Source organism: Novosphingobium kunmingense (genome assembly GCF_002813245.1).
Taxonomy (GTDB): domain Bacteria; phylum Pseudomonadota; class Alphaproteobacteria; order Sphingomonadales; family Sphingomonadaceae; genus Novosphingobium; species Novosphingobium kunmingense.
Genome location: NZ_PHUF01000005.1, coordinates 336,943 through 350,659 on the forward strand (window position 1 = coordinate 336,943; position 13,717 = coordinate 350,659).

A 13,717-nucleotide genomic window follows, 5' to 3' on the forward strand; every position below is an offset into this window, starting at 1 on the left:
GATTGCGGGAGAAAATCCGTGGAGTTTTTCGGTCCGGTTGACGCACGAGTTCGGCGTCTCGATTTCTCTGGGTTCGCCCAGGAATTCCTGCGTCGCAATCGCGACTACCAGCGACAATATGCTGCTCTTGGGGGACTGACCGAACTCGACCCGCTTGCTCCGAACTGCCAGGAGATGGCCCGAAGCTGGGGCCTGACCTTTCCCGATTTGCCCAAACCTCGCCGCCGAAGCCAATCCGGCGATCTGGCAGTCGGACATCGCCCCTGCGGTCATCGTGCTTGCCCCCACACCGCAAAGTCTGACCGGGATCGATTTTGAAAGGACCTTGTCCAGTCGTGCGGTCGTGTTCGACTTATCGGACGGAACCGACCGGCACATGGTTCTGAGCCACCACAGCCGCCTACACCGTGTGAAGATTGTGGCGCCGGACCATCCCGGCGGACATCATGTCGCGATCATTCCCGACAGCTGTTGGCCGATGCGGATGGCAGCGGCGCTGCGGCTCTTCGGCACGGAAACGTGCCTGCCGCATGACTGCCTGCATCCGACCGCGGCGCAGCGCAGCCGTTTGAACTGGATGCTCCAGGCCCTCGACTTTCTTCATGCGACCGAACGGCAGAAGCCGAACTTGCGACAATTAGCGGAAACCATCCTGTACCCCCGTCACGATCTGGGACGCGCTATCGAATGGAAGAACTCGTCGCAAAGGCGGCAGACGCAGCGACTTGTGAACGGTGCACGCCACCTGATGCTGGAGGGATACCGCGAACTCCTCAAGGGCCGGATTTCACGGCCAGCCGGCAGAAGCAACGCGGGCGAGGATCGGTCAGCAACCGAGCGAACAAGCGATTGAGTTGGGCAACTTGTCGCAGTATAAGCAGAATGAAGCATGAACCGAGCGTTGCTATCGCAACAATCTTTAGACTTGGCGGTCTCGTACGGACTCGATCTTCTAGTTATTCTTTCGCTGAAATTCTATTGGGAGGGTTACGTCAACAGCCTGGACGCGCGGGTTGAAGCCGCGTGGTCCGGGCACTGCTGGACGGTTGGCACCGGGTGGATTGGGAAACGCCAGGTCAACCGAATGGTCGGCTCATGTGTATTGAAGTCGTGGAAGGGTTCGTGGGCGAGCTGCAAGATGCCAACTTGGAAAAAGATCTGGCGCTGGCGCTTACAAAGGCAACGCAGCAATTGGGATTCGATCACTTTGCGCTGACCCTTGAATCGCCGTCGAGCCTTGAAACTGCACCGGCGGTTCTGCTGCATGACTATCCGGACGAATGGGCCAGGGTCTATGTCAGCTTCGACCTTGCCGGACGCGATCCGGTACGCCGCGCCTGTGACAAATCGATGGTCGGTTTTTCGTGGCAGAAGCTCGAGCGACTGATCCCGTTGACCAGGGGAGATCGCCAAATGCTTGCAGTGGGCCGCGAATGCGGCATCGGCGACGGCTACACGGTTCCCCGCTTCCTTCCTGGTACGACGCGGGGAACCTGCACCTTTGCCGTGGCGCCGGGACAGGAACTGCCGAAGCCCGGCCTGTTTGCGGCAGAAATTGTAGGCGGGCTTGCGCTGGTCAGTGCACTCGAGATTTGCGGCGATGCCGGTCGGCCTGCAAAGGCCGTGCTTAGCGACCGACAACGGGATTGCTTGCTGTGGTCTGCGCGCGGAAAGACGGCTGCGGAGACTGCCATCATCCTCGGGATCAGCGCGGAAACCGTTGTGCAGCATCTCAAGATGGCGCGCGAGCGGTATGACGTCCATTGTCGGCAATCGTTGATCCTGAGCGCGCTGTACCACGGGCTCATCGGTTTCGGCGACATCTTTGGGTGGCGCGCAAGGACCCGGTCGATCGCCGCCTTGTTGGACAGCTAGCTCGCCCAAGCCGGCCTGCGCAGGAGCGCGAAATTCTGCGCTGGCATCCCCTTTTCTTGGTATATCGCTCGCGCCTCTGCGCTGGTCGAACGGTCCCGTTATCAACGAGACGGGATGCTCGCCATGTTTTCGACTTTGCAACCGACAGGATTGTCGCGCCAGGATCTTGCGCTGCGCGCCATGTTCGAAGCGCGCAAGCGCGTGTTCGTCGACCTCCTGAAATGGCAGGTGCCAGTCCTTGAAGGACGCTACGAGATCGACCAGTTCGATAACGTCGATGCCGAATACCTCATCTTGACCGACCAGGCAGGTGGCCATCGTGCGTCGGCGCGACTTCTGCGCACCGAAGGTCCACACATCCTGGCTGATCTGTTCGGCCAGCTTTGTGATGAGTCGATCCCGTCAGGACCGACTTGCCGGGAAATCACCCGCTTCTGTCTCGAACCCGGTCTGAACGCGCGCGAGCGGCGCGAAGTGCGCAACCAACTGGTTACCGCGCTTGCAGACCATGCCCTGCGTAGCGGCATTACCGATTACACCGGGGTCGCCAGCCCGGGTTGGTTCGGACAGATTGAACGGTTTGGATGGGACTGCCGGGCGCTCGGCGAAGCACGGGAGGTCGGCAATCATCGACTGGTGGCTTTGCACATCCGGATCGATGCGCAGACTCCGAGCAGCTTGGCGGCGTCGGGTATCTACAGTCCGGCGAGCCCCGGACTGGTAATGGCAGGAGCTCTTCAATGACTGCCGCATCGATCCGTGACTGGGAGAAGCGGTTGCTCGACACGGGCTACGCGATCATCCCGGACCTCCTGCCGACCAGCGAACTCGCCGCGCTCGAAGCGGATCTCGAATCTGACTTCACGCTAACTCCATTTGGTGACGGCGATTTCTACGGGCATCGCACCAAGCGGTTCGGAAGCCTGCTGCGGCGCTCGCCGCGGGCCGCAAGTCTGGTTCTCGAGCCGACCGTTCTTGGGCTCGCGCGCGGAATCCTGGCCTCCGCTTGCGAGCGGATCCAGCTCAATGTCGCGCAGGCCATCGAGATACACCCTGGTGAGATCGAGCAATTTCCCCATTGCGATCACGACATGTGGGCGGGGATCAAGGGCAGCCATGAGTATCTGGTCAACGTGATGTGGCCACTGACGCCATTCACGGCCGAAAATGGAGCGACGCGAATCTACCCGGGCAGTCACCACCAGCACATCGAATCGCTCAATGACCTCGGCGATCCCATCGCCGCCGAATGCGGCCCGGGATCCGCGATCTGTTTTTTGGGGTCGACGGTCCACGGTGCGGGCCCGAACCGGTCGAACTTCGTTCGGCGAGGGATCGTGATCGGCTATAGCCTGGGATGGCTTAAGCCCTATGAAAACCCGTGGCTGGCCTATCCCCCATCGATCGCCAGCCACTTCGCCCCCGAGCTTGCGGACCTTGCCGGCTATGCACAGCACCGCCCCAATCTCGGAAACTACGAAGGGCAATGCCCGTCGATCCTGCTTCGCGGCGAGGTCCCCTCGCACCCGCGCGCGACCGACTGCCTTCGTCCGGACCAGGAACTCGCTGTCGCGGCTTTCGCATCCGAGCGCCGTGACCGGAAATGAGTCCGGCTCATGTGCTTGAGCCGACCTATCAGGGCCTCAAGAGCCGGCTCAAGGCGGGCTCTTGGCCCATGGGAATGCGTCTTGAGGCCACAAAACTGGCCGATGAACTGGGCGTAAGCGTGACCCCGGTGCGCGACAGTCTCAACCGCCTGGTCGGCGAGCGGCTGGTCGAACTGTGGCCCGGAGAGGGTTACAGAGTCGCGCGGATCGGGGAGCGCCAGCTTCGCGACCTCTTCGGATTCAACCGGGACCTGCTGAGCAGGGCCGTGATCGTCATGGTCGCCAGCGACGTGGAGATGGACTGGAGCGACGAACCGTCGCCTTATCCAGAGCGGGTCGCGCGACTCTTTGCTGGGGTTGCGGCAGCTTCGGGCAGCACGGCCGTTGTCGAGGTGGTGGAAGCGCTCAATGATCGGCTTCATCCGGTACGCTGCCTCGATCCCGAACTTATCGCGGGCTGCGAAATCGAGATCGAGACGTTTGGTCGCGTGATCGTCGAAGACGTCGATCCTCTTGCGCGTGACAGCTGGCTGGCTTCGTACCACGACCGGCGCTGCGAGTTGGCATCGGAGTATGTCTTCCGGCTCGAGTTAGGTCCAAAACCGGGCTAACTGCCTGCATTTGCAGGTACGGCAAACACCCGTGGTCTTGCAACAGAAGGACCGCGCTGGCACAAAGTCGGTGCGTAGTCCTGTTGCTGGCGATTGACTGCGCCGATATCTTGCCAGGCATCAAACGCGCCGGTCTTCACCTAGCCCGGCGGCCGTATCGGCTAAGGATGCCCTGCATCCGAACGACGGCACAGCGCTGGAAGCCAAGCTACCCTGCCAAGGCGGGGGCGGCTTGGTTGCGCCACGCTGGGTGCCTCTATGTTCATTTTGCTCGAGGCGGCGCCGCCGTTTGTCGCGCCGGATTCGCTTCAGACTTGCGGACCACCGGCGAGATCGGGCTTTGGTGATCGCTTTGCCATGCTCGAACCGATCTACCGTCGGGAGCGGGCGGGCTTGCTCCGCTACCTGGCCCGCCAGGCGGGAGCCGATGTGGCCCCCGATCTTCTTCACGAGGTGTTCCTGCGCGCTGCTGCCAGTCCGCAGCTTTTCGAGCTGATCAATCCGCTCGGGTTTCTTTACCGCATCGCGCGCAACCTGCTGATCGATCGCGCGCGGCGCACCCGCTGCCGAATCGAACTGCTGCCGATTCTCGATGCGCATGATGCGCTGAGCCATGCCGAGCAGGAACACCGGATCGAGGCCGACGACCTCCAGATCGTGGTCGACCGGGCACTCGCGAACCTGCCATTGAAGACCCGGCGGGTGTTCGTCATGAGCCGGTTCGGCGGTATGTCCTACCGGGAAATCCAGGCGGCGCTAGGCATCTCACTGGCGACAGTCGAATACCACATGATGCGCGCCCTCACCCAGCTTCGCCGAGCGACCCAATCCGCCGACCTCGTGGATGCTACCGTGTCGCGGCCCTGTTCCAACCGTCGCCGGAAAAATAATTTCAGTTGAAACTAAGGTGTGGGCTGCGGGCTGCGTCATTCCCTGTATCGGCCAGGCCCGAAGAGGCGGCCGACATGACCAAGGGAGCAGTTCATGTCGTTAAAGAGCAAAGCAATTCCGACCCTTCTCGCCGGCGTCGCGCTGGCGCTCGTCCCGCAGGTCTGCGCGGCGCAGGCTGCGGCAAGCGAGGCTGAAGACACGCCGAGCAAGGACGATCCCGGCGATAGCGCCAAGGGTCAGACGATAGTTGTGACCGGATCGCGCATTCGCGGTGCTGTCGCCGCCAGCGACATGACGACGCTACCCCGCGACGCGATTGTCAGCGCGGGACAGGTCGATCTCGGGGAAGCCACCCGAGCGCTGCCGCAGAACTTCGGTGGAGGGCAGAACCCCGGCGTCGGCACTGGTGCCGGCTTCGTCAACGCCAACGTCAATTCGGCGTCGAACGTCAACCTGCGAGGTCTCGGGGCAGATGCCACGCTGACGCTCCTCAACAGTCACCGGCTGCCCTACGATTCTGCGTTTGGCGGGGTCGACATCTCGGCGATCCCGCTGGCCGCGGTCGACCGGATCGAGGTGATGCCCGACGGCGCTTCGGCCATTTACGGTTCTGACGCGGTTGCGGGCGTGGTCAATGTGATCCTGCGTCGCGATTTTGAGGGGATCGAGGCCTCCGCGCAGCTTGGTGCCAGCACCGATGGCGGGAACTTCCGCCAGCAGGCCGACCTGGTGACCGGCGCGCGCTGGTCCGGCGGTGGGATGATGTTGGCCTACGACTATGCCCACAATTCGCAGATCACCGCGCGGCAGCGCAGCTATTCCGGCTCGCTCGATCCGGTCAGGTATCTCTACCCTTCCCAGCGCCATCACGCTGCGACGCTAAGCGCGCACCAGGACCTGGGCGGCGGTCTCACCGCAAGCATCGACGTGCTCTACGCCAGGCGCACCTCCGAGATCGTCGGGGGCACCGCGAGCGCGCGATTCCGGTTCTCGCCCGAGGTCGAGACGTTCACCGTCGCGCCCTCGTTCGAGCTCAAGCTGGGATCGGACTGGAGCGCGAAGCTTGTCGGGGTGCTGGGCCGCGACCGCACGCAACTGTCGACGTTGTTCACCCCAACGCCTGGCACCGCGACGCTCACCACCGGTTGTTATTGCAACCGTGCGAGTTCGGTCGAACTGGGGCTCGAAGGCCCACTGTTCGCGCTCGCTGGAGGTGACGCCCGGGTCGCCTTCGGAGGTGGCTACCGCAGCAACGGGATGGCCTTTACCCGGGTCGTCGCCGGAACGCCGAGCGCCGCTTTCGACGTCTCGCGCCGCAACTATTTCGCCTACGGCGAGGTGTTCTTGCCCTTCATTGCGCCAGCCAACGGCGTGCGGGCGATCGACCGGCTCAGCCTGTCCGCCTCGCTGCGCTACGAAGACTACCCGGGTATGGCCAGGCTCGCGACCCCGCGGCTCGGGCTGGTCTATGCCCCGGTCCCGGATCTGACCCTGCGCGGCACCTGGTCGCGTTCGTTCAAGGCACCCTCGCTGTTCCAGCAATACCTCGGCTACGAGGTGTTCCTTCTCCCGGCCAGTCGTTATGGGGCCGGGCCCGCCGGGACCACGCTGGTCTATGCCAGCGGCGGAAATCCCGATCTCAAGCCTGAACATGCGCGCAGCTGGACGGCCGGGTTTGACTTCCATCCCCAAGGCGTCCCTGGGCTGACGGTCAGCGCGACGTGGTTCGACGTGCGGTATCGTGACCGGGTCCTCCGCCCGATCGCAGGCTCTCCCGCCACGGCGTTCCGCGATCCCGGCTATGCTTCTCTGATCGACTATAGCCCGAGCGCGCAAGCCCTGGACTCGCTGATTGCAGGCGCGCTCTACGGTCTCGAGAACTTCTCGGGCCAGGCCTACGATTCCACCCAGGTCGCGGCCTACCTCGACAACCGCAACATCAACGTCGCAGTACAGGCAATCCGCGGCGTGGATGCCCGTCTTGCCTGGCGCAAGGACCTCGGCGGAGATCGCCGCGTCAGCCTTGATGTAAGCGGTGCCTGGCTCGACACCAGCCAGCAGGTGACACCGGACTTGCCTGTGGTCCAGCTGGCGGGGACGGTGTTCAATCCGCCCGAATTCCGCCTGCGCGCAAGCGCTAGTCTGCAATCGCACCGGTCCCAGGTGTCGCTGGCAGTCAATTATACCGGCACGCTCGAGGATCGCCGCTTCGCCACGGTCACGCGGCTGCCAGGGAGCGCGACGGTCGACCTGTCAGCTCGGTACACACTGATCGAGGGCGAGGATGACAGGCCTCGACTGTCGCTGTCGTTGTCGGTCTCCAACCTGTTCAACGACAAGCCCGAACCCATCGGTGTGACCGGACCAACCGACACACCCTACGATTCGACCAATTACTCGCCGATCGGCCGGTTCATCGCGGTCGGCGTGCGGGGGTACTGGTAATGAGCTTTGTGCTTGCAGTCGCGCTCGCCCAGGCGAGCTTGCCTTTCGATATGCTCCCGCTCGGGGCTTCCCCTACCGAACAGATCGATCCCTGCCCATATTTCGACCAGGCCAAGGGACCCGGTACAACACGACCTGTCACCTCCAGCGATCTCGTTGAGCTCGCAGATATTGGCCGTTGGGATCCGTCCGACCCGATCAGTCCATTCGGTATTTCGCCCGATGGCAAACAGATCGCCTTTGTTCTCCGGAGGGCAAATCCGGCCGCCAACGGCTATTGTCAACGCCTCATGGTCATGCCTCTCGACGCGGCGAAAGCCCCGGTCGAACGCGACCGCGGCGGCAGCCTGATCCGCGAAAGCTACCCGTTGCGCAACTTCACGGCGATCGCCGCAGGGTGGCCACAGGTCATAAAACCGCGCTGGTCACCTGATGGCAAGACAATCGCCTATATCAAACGCACCGGAGGCACCGCGCAGGTCTGGCTTGTCGATGCGGCAGGACAAGAACCGCCTCGCCAAGCCACCCTTATGCCCGATGATGTCGAGGACTTGGCCTGGGCGAAAGATGGCGCCGCCCTCATTGTCGCGACACGACCTGCATTGCGCGAAGAAGTCGATGAGATCGCACGAGAAGCGCACCAGGGTTATCTGTTCGACGAGCGGTTCGCCCCCGATATGGGCGATCAACCGCTTCCGACACGGCCCCATCCGCTCGAATTAACGCGATGGAACATCGGCGACGGGACGAAGCGCACGGCCGCACCCGATGAAGTTGCGCTCATTACGCCGACACGTCCGGGGGCGGTGCCATCAGAAGCAAGGATGTTCACTGTGGGCCCCAAGGGCGTTGCGGCCTGGACCCAAGCGGTCGACCCGAGCAAAGTCCTTAGCCCGGTGGAACTCGTATTGGCCGATGGGACGGGCCGCCGGATTTCCTGCGATGAGCGCCTGTGCACGCGCGTCGCGCAGCTTTGGTGGGCAGACGATGGCCATACGCTGTTTGGGGTCGTTCGTGGCGGCTGGGCAAGAAGCCGGACCAGCGTCATCGCCTGGCGGCTCGGCCAGAAGGCGCCGCGGGTAGTGCTCGAAACCGATGACATGCTGATCGGTTGCGACAAATCGGGGCGCGAATTGATCTGCGCGCGCGAAGGCTCAACCACGCCGCGCCGCATGGTTGCGATCAATCCCGTGTCCGGCAAAGAGCGCCTGATCTACAACCCCAATCCGCAGTTTGGGACGCGGTTACGCCTTGGCACGGTGCAGCGGTTTCATTTCCGCAATGCCTACGGGGTCGAGTGCTTCGCGGACCTTGTCCTGCCGCCCGGTCACCGCAAGGGCGAACGGCATCCCCTGGTCGTGGTGCAGTACAACAGCGTCGGCTTCTTGCGCGGCGGAACCGGCGATGTGTTTCCGATCCAGGTACTTGCCGGGCGCGGTTTCGCGGTATTGAGTTTCAGCCGCCCTGACTTCCTGCCCGCTGCCAAGCAGGGAGCGGCCGAAATCGACGTTATGCGCGAGGAACGCAAAGACTGGATCGATCGTCGCAGCACCCAAAGCGCGCTTGAGATGGCGGTGCAGAAGGCGATCGACACGGGAACCGTCGATCCCCAGCGGATGGGCATCAGCGGATTCAGTGACGGGTCATCGACCGTGCAATGGGCGTTGATCAACAGCCGGCTTTTCAAGGTTGCCGCGATGGGTACGTGCTGCGAGGGACCGGATTCGTATCCGTTATCCGCGGGTCCAAGCTTTCAGAACCAAGGGCGCGAGATAGGGTATCGATTCTTCGAGCCCGACGCGGACGCGTTCTGGAAGCCGATGTCGATGGTCGCAAACGTTGATAAGATCGAAGCCCCGATCCTGGTCCAGAGCAGCGACAGCGAATACGAAGGGGGGCTCGACGTCGAGGCGGCATTTCGCCTGCGACACAAACCCTTCGAACTCTATGTCCTCCCGGGCGAGGGCCACGTCAAATGGCAACCCGCGCACCGCCTGGCAATGTACGACCGCGCGGTCGAATGGTTCGAATTCTGGCTGATGGGCCGGATGACCTGCGCCCCGGCTAAGGCGGCGCAGTTCGATCGCTGGCGCAAGATGAGAGGCGCGCCGGCCAATCCGGTTTGTGGTCCATCACCCTTGCCCGATCCATGACGTTACCCAGGCCTCGGCTTCGCAAAGGTCAAGCAGCCGATAGGCGACCGCATCGGCGGACAGGGTGTCGGTCGCCATCGCCGCCTCGACCGCCGCACGGTCGAGAAGGGCATTGCGGGCAAGATGTCCGTCGAGAATCGTGGTCCGGATTTGCACCCGGTTCCCGGCGAACAGATGGCGCAGGAAACTGTCCGGCCCAGCCTTGGAAGTCCGGCGAAGCACGGCTTGCGGAAGCACATCGGCGAAAGCCGCTCGCGCCAGAGCACGGTTGATTCCTCCACTGCACCACAGCCAGGTCGGGAGACTCAGACAGAGTTCGACCAGCGGTTGGCTCATCAGCGGTGAAAAACGAGGAACCCTGACGACATCGAGCCCATGGATATGGTTCTGTGCGCGCATGATCAGGGCCAGATGATCATGCTTTCCGCCGTGGATGCCCACGTCGACATCGAACCATGGCGTGAGTGCCTGTGGCAGATGCATGTTCTCAGACACATTCGCCAGCATTCCCCAATCGGCTGGCCAACGGTTTGGCCGGGTCGTTCGCCGCATGCGCCGCCAGACTGCCTTGAGCATGGCCGACAAATCGGCGCCCGTGACTGCGCACATGTCATGGAGAGTCGGCCAAGCTGCCAGCATGCCCTCGGCTTGCAGTCGATCGACTACGGGGGCCGCGGAATGCAGAAAGCAAAACAGGCTATCGCCGCCGTTCCCGTCGAATATGGCATTAGCTCCGAGCTCGCATCGGGCCTTGTCCAGTTCGGCGTCGATCGCCAGCGCAAGGGTTCTGCGGCTGGGGCTCGGCAGGCCGGCCGACGCGGACTGCGTCAAATCGATTGAGGCGGGTTCGTAGATGGCAGCATCCATCGCCACACCGAGATGATTGGCGAGAGCTTCTACAAAGACGCGTTCATCACCGCTCGGGTCGGCGGTAGCGATCGTAGCGCAACCGAACCTGTGACCACCTGCGGCAAGGGCGGCGCAGATCAGAGAGGAATCTACGCCGCCCGATGCGGCGACGACGACCGGCCCGGCGAGATCAGCCCATGCGCCGACGATTTCCTGCGAACAAGATCGCAGCGCCCTTGCCGCCTCACGAAAGTCCGGTGCGGGCCCGGCGGGCATGAAGTCTTGCGGGCGCCAGACAGCTTGAGGCGACTTGGCCGGGTAGTCGATGTGATAGAGCGTGCCTGGCGTCAGTTCATCCACGCCGGCGAGACAAGTTGCTGCCTTCCGCAGTTCGGGCCAGCAAAGGTGCGTGCCAAGCGCAGCCCAGTCGACCGCGAGCTGAGCTTGCCCGGCTTGCGCGAAGAGCCCGGCCGCTGAAGCAATCAGGATGTGCGTGCGGCCGACAGTCCGGTAGACCGGCAGAAGACCGGAGGGATCGGCGAAGACTTCGAGTCCGCCGTTGTCGTGCCCCGGTAGAATCGCCAGATAGGCGCCCCAGCATTCCCGGTTCAGCCAGTTCGCGATTTTAGCGGGTGATCCGCGTGCCGGGAGAGCGTCACCACGCGCATCGACGAGGCCGGACCGACTGCGCTGGAACAGCGGTCCGATGATCCGCGCACCCCATTCCAGCTCAATCGAACGAGTACCTGCCCCAAGCCAAAGTCTGGGTTTGGCGGAACAGGCTTCGGCGGGGCGGACCGCCATTTCCACCCCGTCCCGGCCTGCCCAGCCGATAGGGACTGCAAGAAGAAACGGTTGCGGGATCACAGGACGAGAATCGGCGTATAACGGCGTACTTCCTCAAGCTCGTCGTTGAGCACCTCGCCGCGGTTCTGCGCCCAGCAATGGGCCGCGAAGGGAGCTAGTTTCACGCCCAGGACAACATGGACGCGGCACCCGTGCCGGGCAAGGCAGAGGGCAAGCGCGATCGAACGCGGCAAACAGCGGTCTGCGGCTGTGCGCAACAATCGCGCGTGCTGGAACGCGCGTATATCGCGTTGCGCCTGTTTCGATTGAACAATGTCTTTGGCCGTTCGACACCCGATGGTATCTCGCGCCTCGCTCAGAACCTGCGCAAAGGAGCGCGTTGCCAAGCGGCGTTCGATGCGGTGCTGCATCCAAATCGACCTGGCGACATCGCCAAGCCGGAATGACCCATCATCTATCGCCGCGCTTCGGGTTTGCGGCCGCTCCCAGTCATCTGGCAGGGGAAACGATACAGGTTGATGTGGCCGGTCGAGCCATTCGGGAGAGGCATTGGCAAGGAACTGCGCATTCTGCGCCTCGTCCAGCCGGAAGTAGCGATCGGCAGCGATGTCCAGACCGACCGCAACACCGTCAATCACGCACCAAGCGGTATCAGGTCGGTCGGATAGCATCATCGCGATACGAGGTGACGCGCGCCGAAGCGCGCGTCACCAATCGGTGTCAGTCTTCGACGATGCCGGCGAGGTAATCCCGCTTTCCGGCGTCGGGATCGATGCCGAACACGGCCTGGCCCTTGGTTTCGGCCGAAGCCTGTCCGAGGTCGATGACGTCGTCATCACGGAAATCGCGGGTCTGCATGGTCGTTCTCCTTCAGTTCCAATTTGCGACTCAATCAGCCGCAGTCAAAACATGATGGATCGACGATCAACGGGATATTTTATAATCCGTATATTTACGAATTCATCGATCAGAGACTAAATGACCGGATGTTGAAGACACATATTGGGATGTGTACCGAAGATTTTAGCACGCGGCCTGGACATGAACATCGGCACCCGGTCAGGCAACCATTGCTGATCACGCGCCCGCCTTCAACAAGCTCCGGGAGGAGTGCAAGCAGGACAATCCGGATTCGGCAGATTTTGCGACGAGTCGGTTTTGGCTGCCGATCGCTCGGTGATCGAGTCTGATCGTCATCGTTCGCAAGCGCCCTGCTTGCGAACGTCATGTCGCCCTTGGGTGAGAAATATCAATGCTTAAGTTGATAATTTACTGCAAAATATCAATCTATAGATTTATAAACCTGATCGTGATATAAGCCTGCAAACTGATTTTCGGATGAAGATCGTAAGGGTCTGAGCTTATGAAACCCGAAGTACGCCAAAGGGCGCGCGAGCGCCTCGACGCCAAACTGGCAGCGATCAAGCCGCTCGACCAGTTCGCCGTGCCACCCAAGGGCTGGATCCGGGCGATCCGCGATGCCATCGGCATGAGCGGGGCGCAACTCGCCCAGCGGCTTGGCATGACCGCCCAGGGCCTGGTCAGCGTTGAACGCTCCGAGGCGCAGGGGCGGATCCAGCTCAACACGCTGCGGCGCGCGGCCGAAGCGATGGACTGCGTGCTCGTCTATGCGCTGGTTCCGGAAACCAGCCTCACCGAGATGGTCGAGCGCCGCGCGCGCGATCTGGCCCTCAAGGCGCTGAGCCGTGTTTCGCATTCGATGGCGCTTGAGGACCAGCAGGTCGACCGTGATTTCGAGAAGCGCGTCCAGACCTATATCGACACGGCGCTGCGCGATCGCGATCTGTGGGAGAGGGCATGACCGATCTGTTCGCGCAGCCCGATGATGCGACCCCGCTCGATGCCGAGGAGCGTGAGGGTCTGCTGCAGACCTGGATCACGACCCGGGCGGACCTCAACGAGGCCGAACAGGCCAACATCGACGCTGCGGTCGCGTGGGTAGCGCGGCGCCGCAAGGCCGACCTGCTGACCGACGGCTTCGTATTCGAACTGCACCGGCGGATGTTTGGCGACGTCTGGGCGTGGGCCGGTTCGACCCGTCGCACCGGCAAGAACATCGGAATCGATCCTCGTCAGATCCACGTCCAGCTTGGCGGCCTGTTGCGCGATTGCCGCTTCTGGATCGACAACGGCTCGTTCAGTCCCGACGTGATTGCGCTGCGCCTCCATCACGGGCTGGTCGCGATCCATCCGTTCCCGAACGGCAATGGTCGCCACGCCAGATTGCTGGCCGATCTGCTGATAACTGAACTAGGAGGCCAGCCGTTCAGCTGGGGCGGCGGTACTTTGCGTGACGTCGGCAGCCTGCGCGGTGAATATGTCGCCGCCTTGCGGGAGGCCGACAATCACGACTTCGCACACTTGCTGGCCTTCGCGAGAAGCTGATGGCCGCAAGGCACTCCCAACGCGCAACGTGCCTCGGCTGTCCAGCGCATGCACTCTGGGCAATTCCAGTTTC

Annotated in this window: 14 protein-coding genes; 11 read left to right on the plus strand and 3 right to left on the minus strand. The window is 62.6% G+C overall.

What is annotated here, in order from left to right; genetic code table 11:
• Window positions 1-18 precede the first annotated feature (18 nt).
• From B0I00_RS17315 to B0I00_RS14420, 9 genes are all read left to right on the plus strand, one after another.
• The gene (locus B0I00_RS17315; RefSeq protein WP_232730269.1) at window positions 19-318 is read left to right on the plus strand and encodes a transcriptional regulator domain-containing protein; all 300 of its coding nucleotides are present in this window, start codon (window positions 19-21) and stop codon (window positions 316-318) included.
• A gap of 25 nt (window positions 319-343) precedes the next feature.
• The gene (locus B0I00_RS14385) at window positions 344-853 is read left to right on the plus strand and encodes a DNA -binding domain-containing protein (RefSeq protein ID WP_100868085.1); all 510 of its coding nucleotides are present in this window, start codon (window positions 344-346) and stop codon (window positions 851-853) included.
• Between the two features lie 242 nt (window positions 854-1,095).
• Window positions 1,096-1,875: a LuxR family transcriptional regulator gene (locus B0I00_RS14390; protein ID WP_100868086.1), complete on the plus strand. Its 780-nt coding sequence runs from the start codon at window positions 1,096-1,098 to the stop codon at window positions 1,873-1,875.
• Between the two features lie 114 nt (window positions 1,876-1,989).
• On the plus strand, window positions 1,990-2,619 hold the full coding sequence (locus B0I00_RS14395; RefSeq protein WP_332870777.1) for an acyl-homoserine-lactone synthase: 630 nt from the start codon (window positions 1,990-1,992) through the stop codon (window positions 2,617-2,619).
• Window positions 2,616-3,482: a phytanoyl-CoA dioxygenase family protein gene (locus B0I00_RS14400; protein ID WP_100868087.1), complete on the plus strand. Its 867-nt coding sequence runs from the start codon at window positions 2,616-2,618 to the stop codon at window positions 3,480-3,482. The genes B0I00_RS14395 and B0I00_RS14400 overlap by 4 nt, the downstream gene beginning before the upstream one ends.
• 68 nt (window positions 3,483-3,550) lie before the next feature.
• Window positions 3,551-4,093: a GntR family transcriptional regulator gene (locus B0I00_RS14405; RefSeq protein WP_232730270.1), complete on the plus strand. Its 543-nt coding sequence runs from the start codon at window positions 3,551-3,553 to the stop codon at window positions 4,091-4,093.
• A 258-nt stretch (window positions 4,094-4,351) separates the two neighbouring features.
• Window positions 4,352-4,993 carry an RNA polymerase sigma factor gene (locus tag B0I00_RS14410; protein WP_198519261.1) on the plus strand — a complete coding sequence of 214 codons (642 nt, stop codon included), beginning with the start codon at window positions 4,352-4,354 and terminating at the stop codon, window positions 4,991-4,993.
• An 84-nt stretch (window positions 4,994-5,077) separates the two neighbouring features.
• A complete protein-coding gene (locus B0I00_RS14415) occupies window positions 5,078-7,429 on the plus strand; it encodes a TonB-dependent receptor plug domain-containing protein (RefSeq protein WP_100868089.1) in 2,352 nt (783 codons plus the stop codon).
• The gene (locus B0I00_RS14420; protein WP_100868090.1) at window positions 7,429-9,582 is read left to right on the plus strand and encodes an Atxe2 family lasso peptide isopeptidase; all 2,154 of its coding nucleotides are present in this window, start codon (window positions 7,429-7,431) and stop codon (window positions 9,580-9,582) included. The genes B0I00_RS14415 and B0I00_RS14420 overlap by 1 nt, the downstream gene beginning before the upstream one ends.
• On the opposite strand, the gene B0I00_RS14425 is transcribed toward B0I00_RS14420, so the two are convergent.
• From B0I00_RS14425 to B0I00_RS17090, 3 genes are read right to left on the minus strand one after another with little or no spacing between them, the layout of a single operon-like run.
• Window positions 9,562-11,235, minus strand: coding sequence for an asparagine synthase-related protein (locus B0I00_RS14425; RefSeq protein ID WP_157812583.1), 1,674 nt, complete (start codon window positions 11,233-11,235; stop codon window positions 9,562-9,564). The genes B0I00_RS14420 and B0I00_RS14425 overlap by 21 nt on opposite strands.
• A gap of 59 nt (window positions 11,236-11,294) precedes the next feature.
• Complete coding sequence (locus B0I00_RS14430) at window positions 11,295-11,912, minus strand: lasso peptide biosynthesis B2 protein (protein WP_100868092.1); 618 nt, start codon at window positions 11,910-11,912, stop codon at window positions 11,295-11,297.
• A gap of 46 nt (window positions 11,913-11,958) precedes the next feature.
• Complete coding sequence (locus tag B0I00_RS17090) at window positions 11,959-12,096, minus strand: benenodin family lasso peptide (protein ID WP_157812585.1); 138 nt, start codon at window positions 12,094-12,096, stop codon at window positions 11,959-11,961.
• A gap of 505 nt (window positions 12,097-12,601) precedes the next feature.
• Between B0I00_RS17090 and B0I00_RS14435 the strand changes: the two genes are divergently transcribed.
• On the plus strand, window positions 12,602-13,060 hold the full coding sequence (locus B0I00_RS14435) for a mobile mystery protein A (RefSeq protein ID WP_100868093.1): 459 nt from the start codon (window positions 12,602-12,604) through the stop codon (window positions 13,058-13,060).
• Entirely contained in the window at window positions 13,057-13,644 is a 588-nt protein-coding gene (locus tag B0I00_RS14440; protein ID WP_100868094.1) for a mobile mystery protein B, read from the plus strand. The genes B0I00_RS14435 and B0I00_RS14440 overlap by 4 nt, the downstream gene beginning before the upstream one ends.
• The last annotated feature ends 73 nt before the right edge of the window (window positions 13,645-13,717 follow it).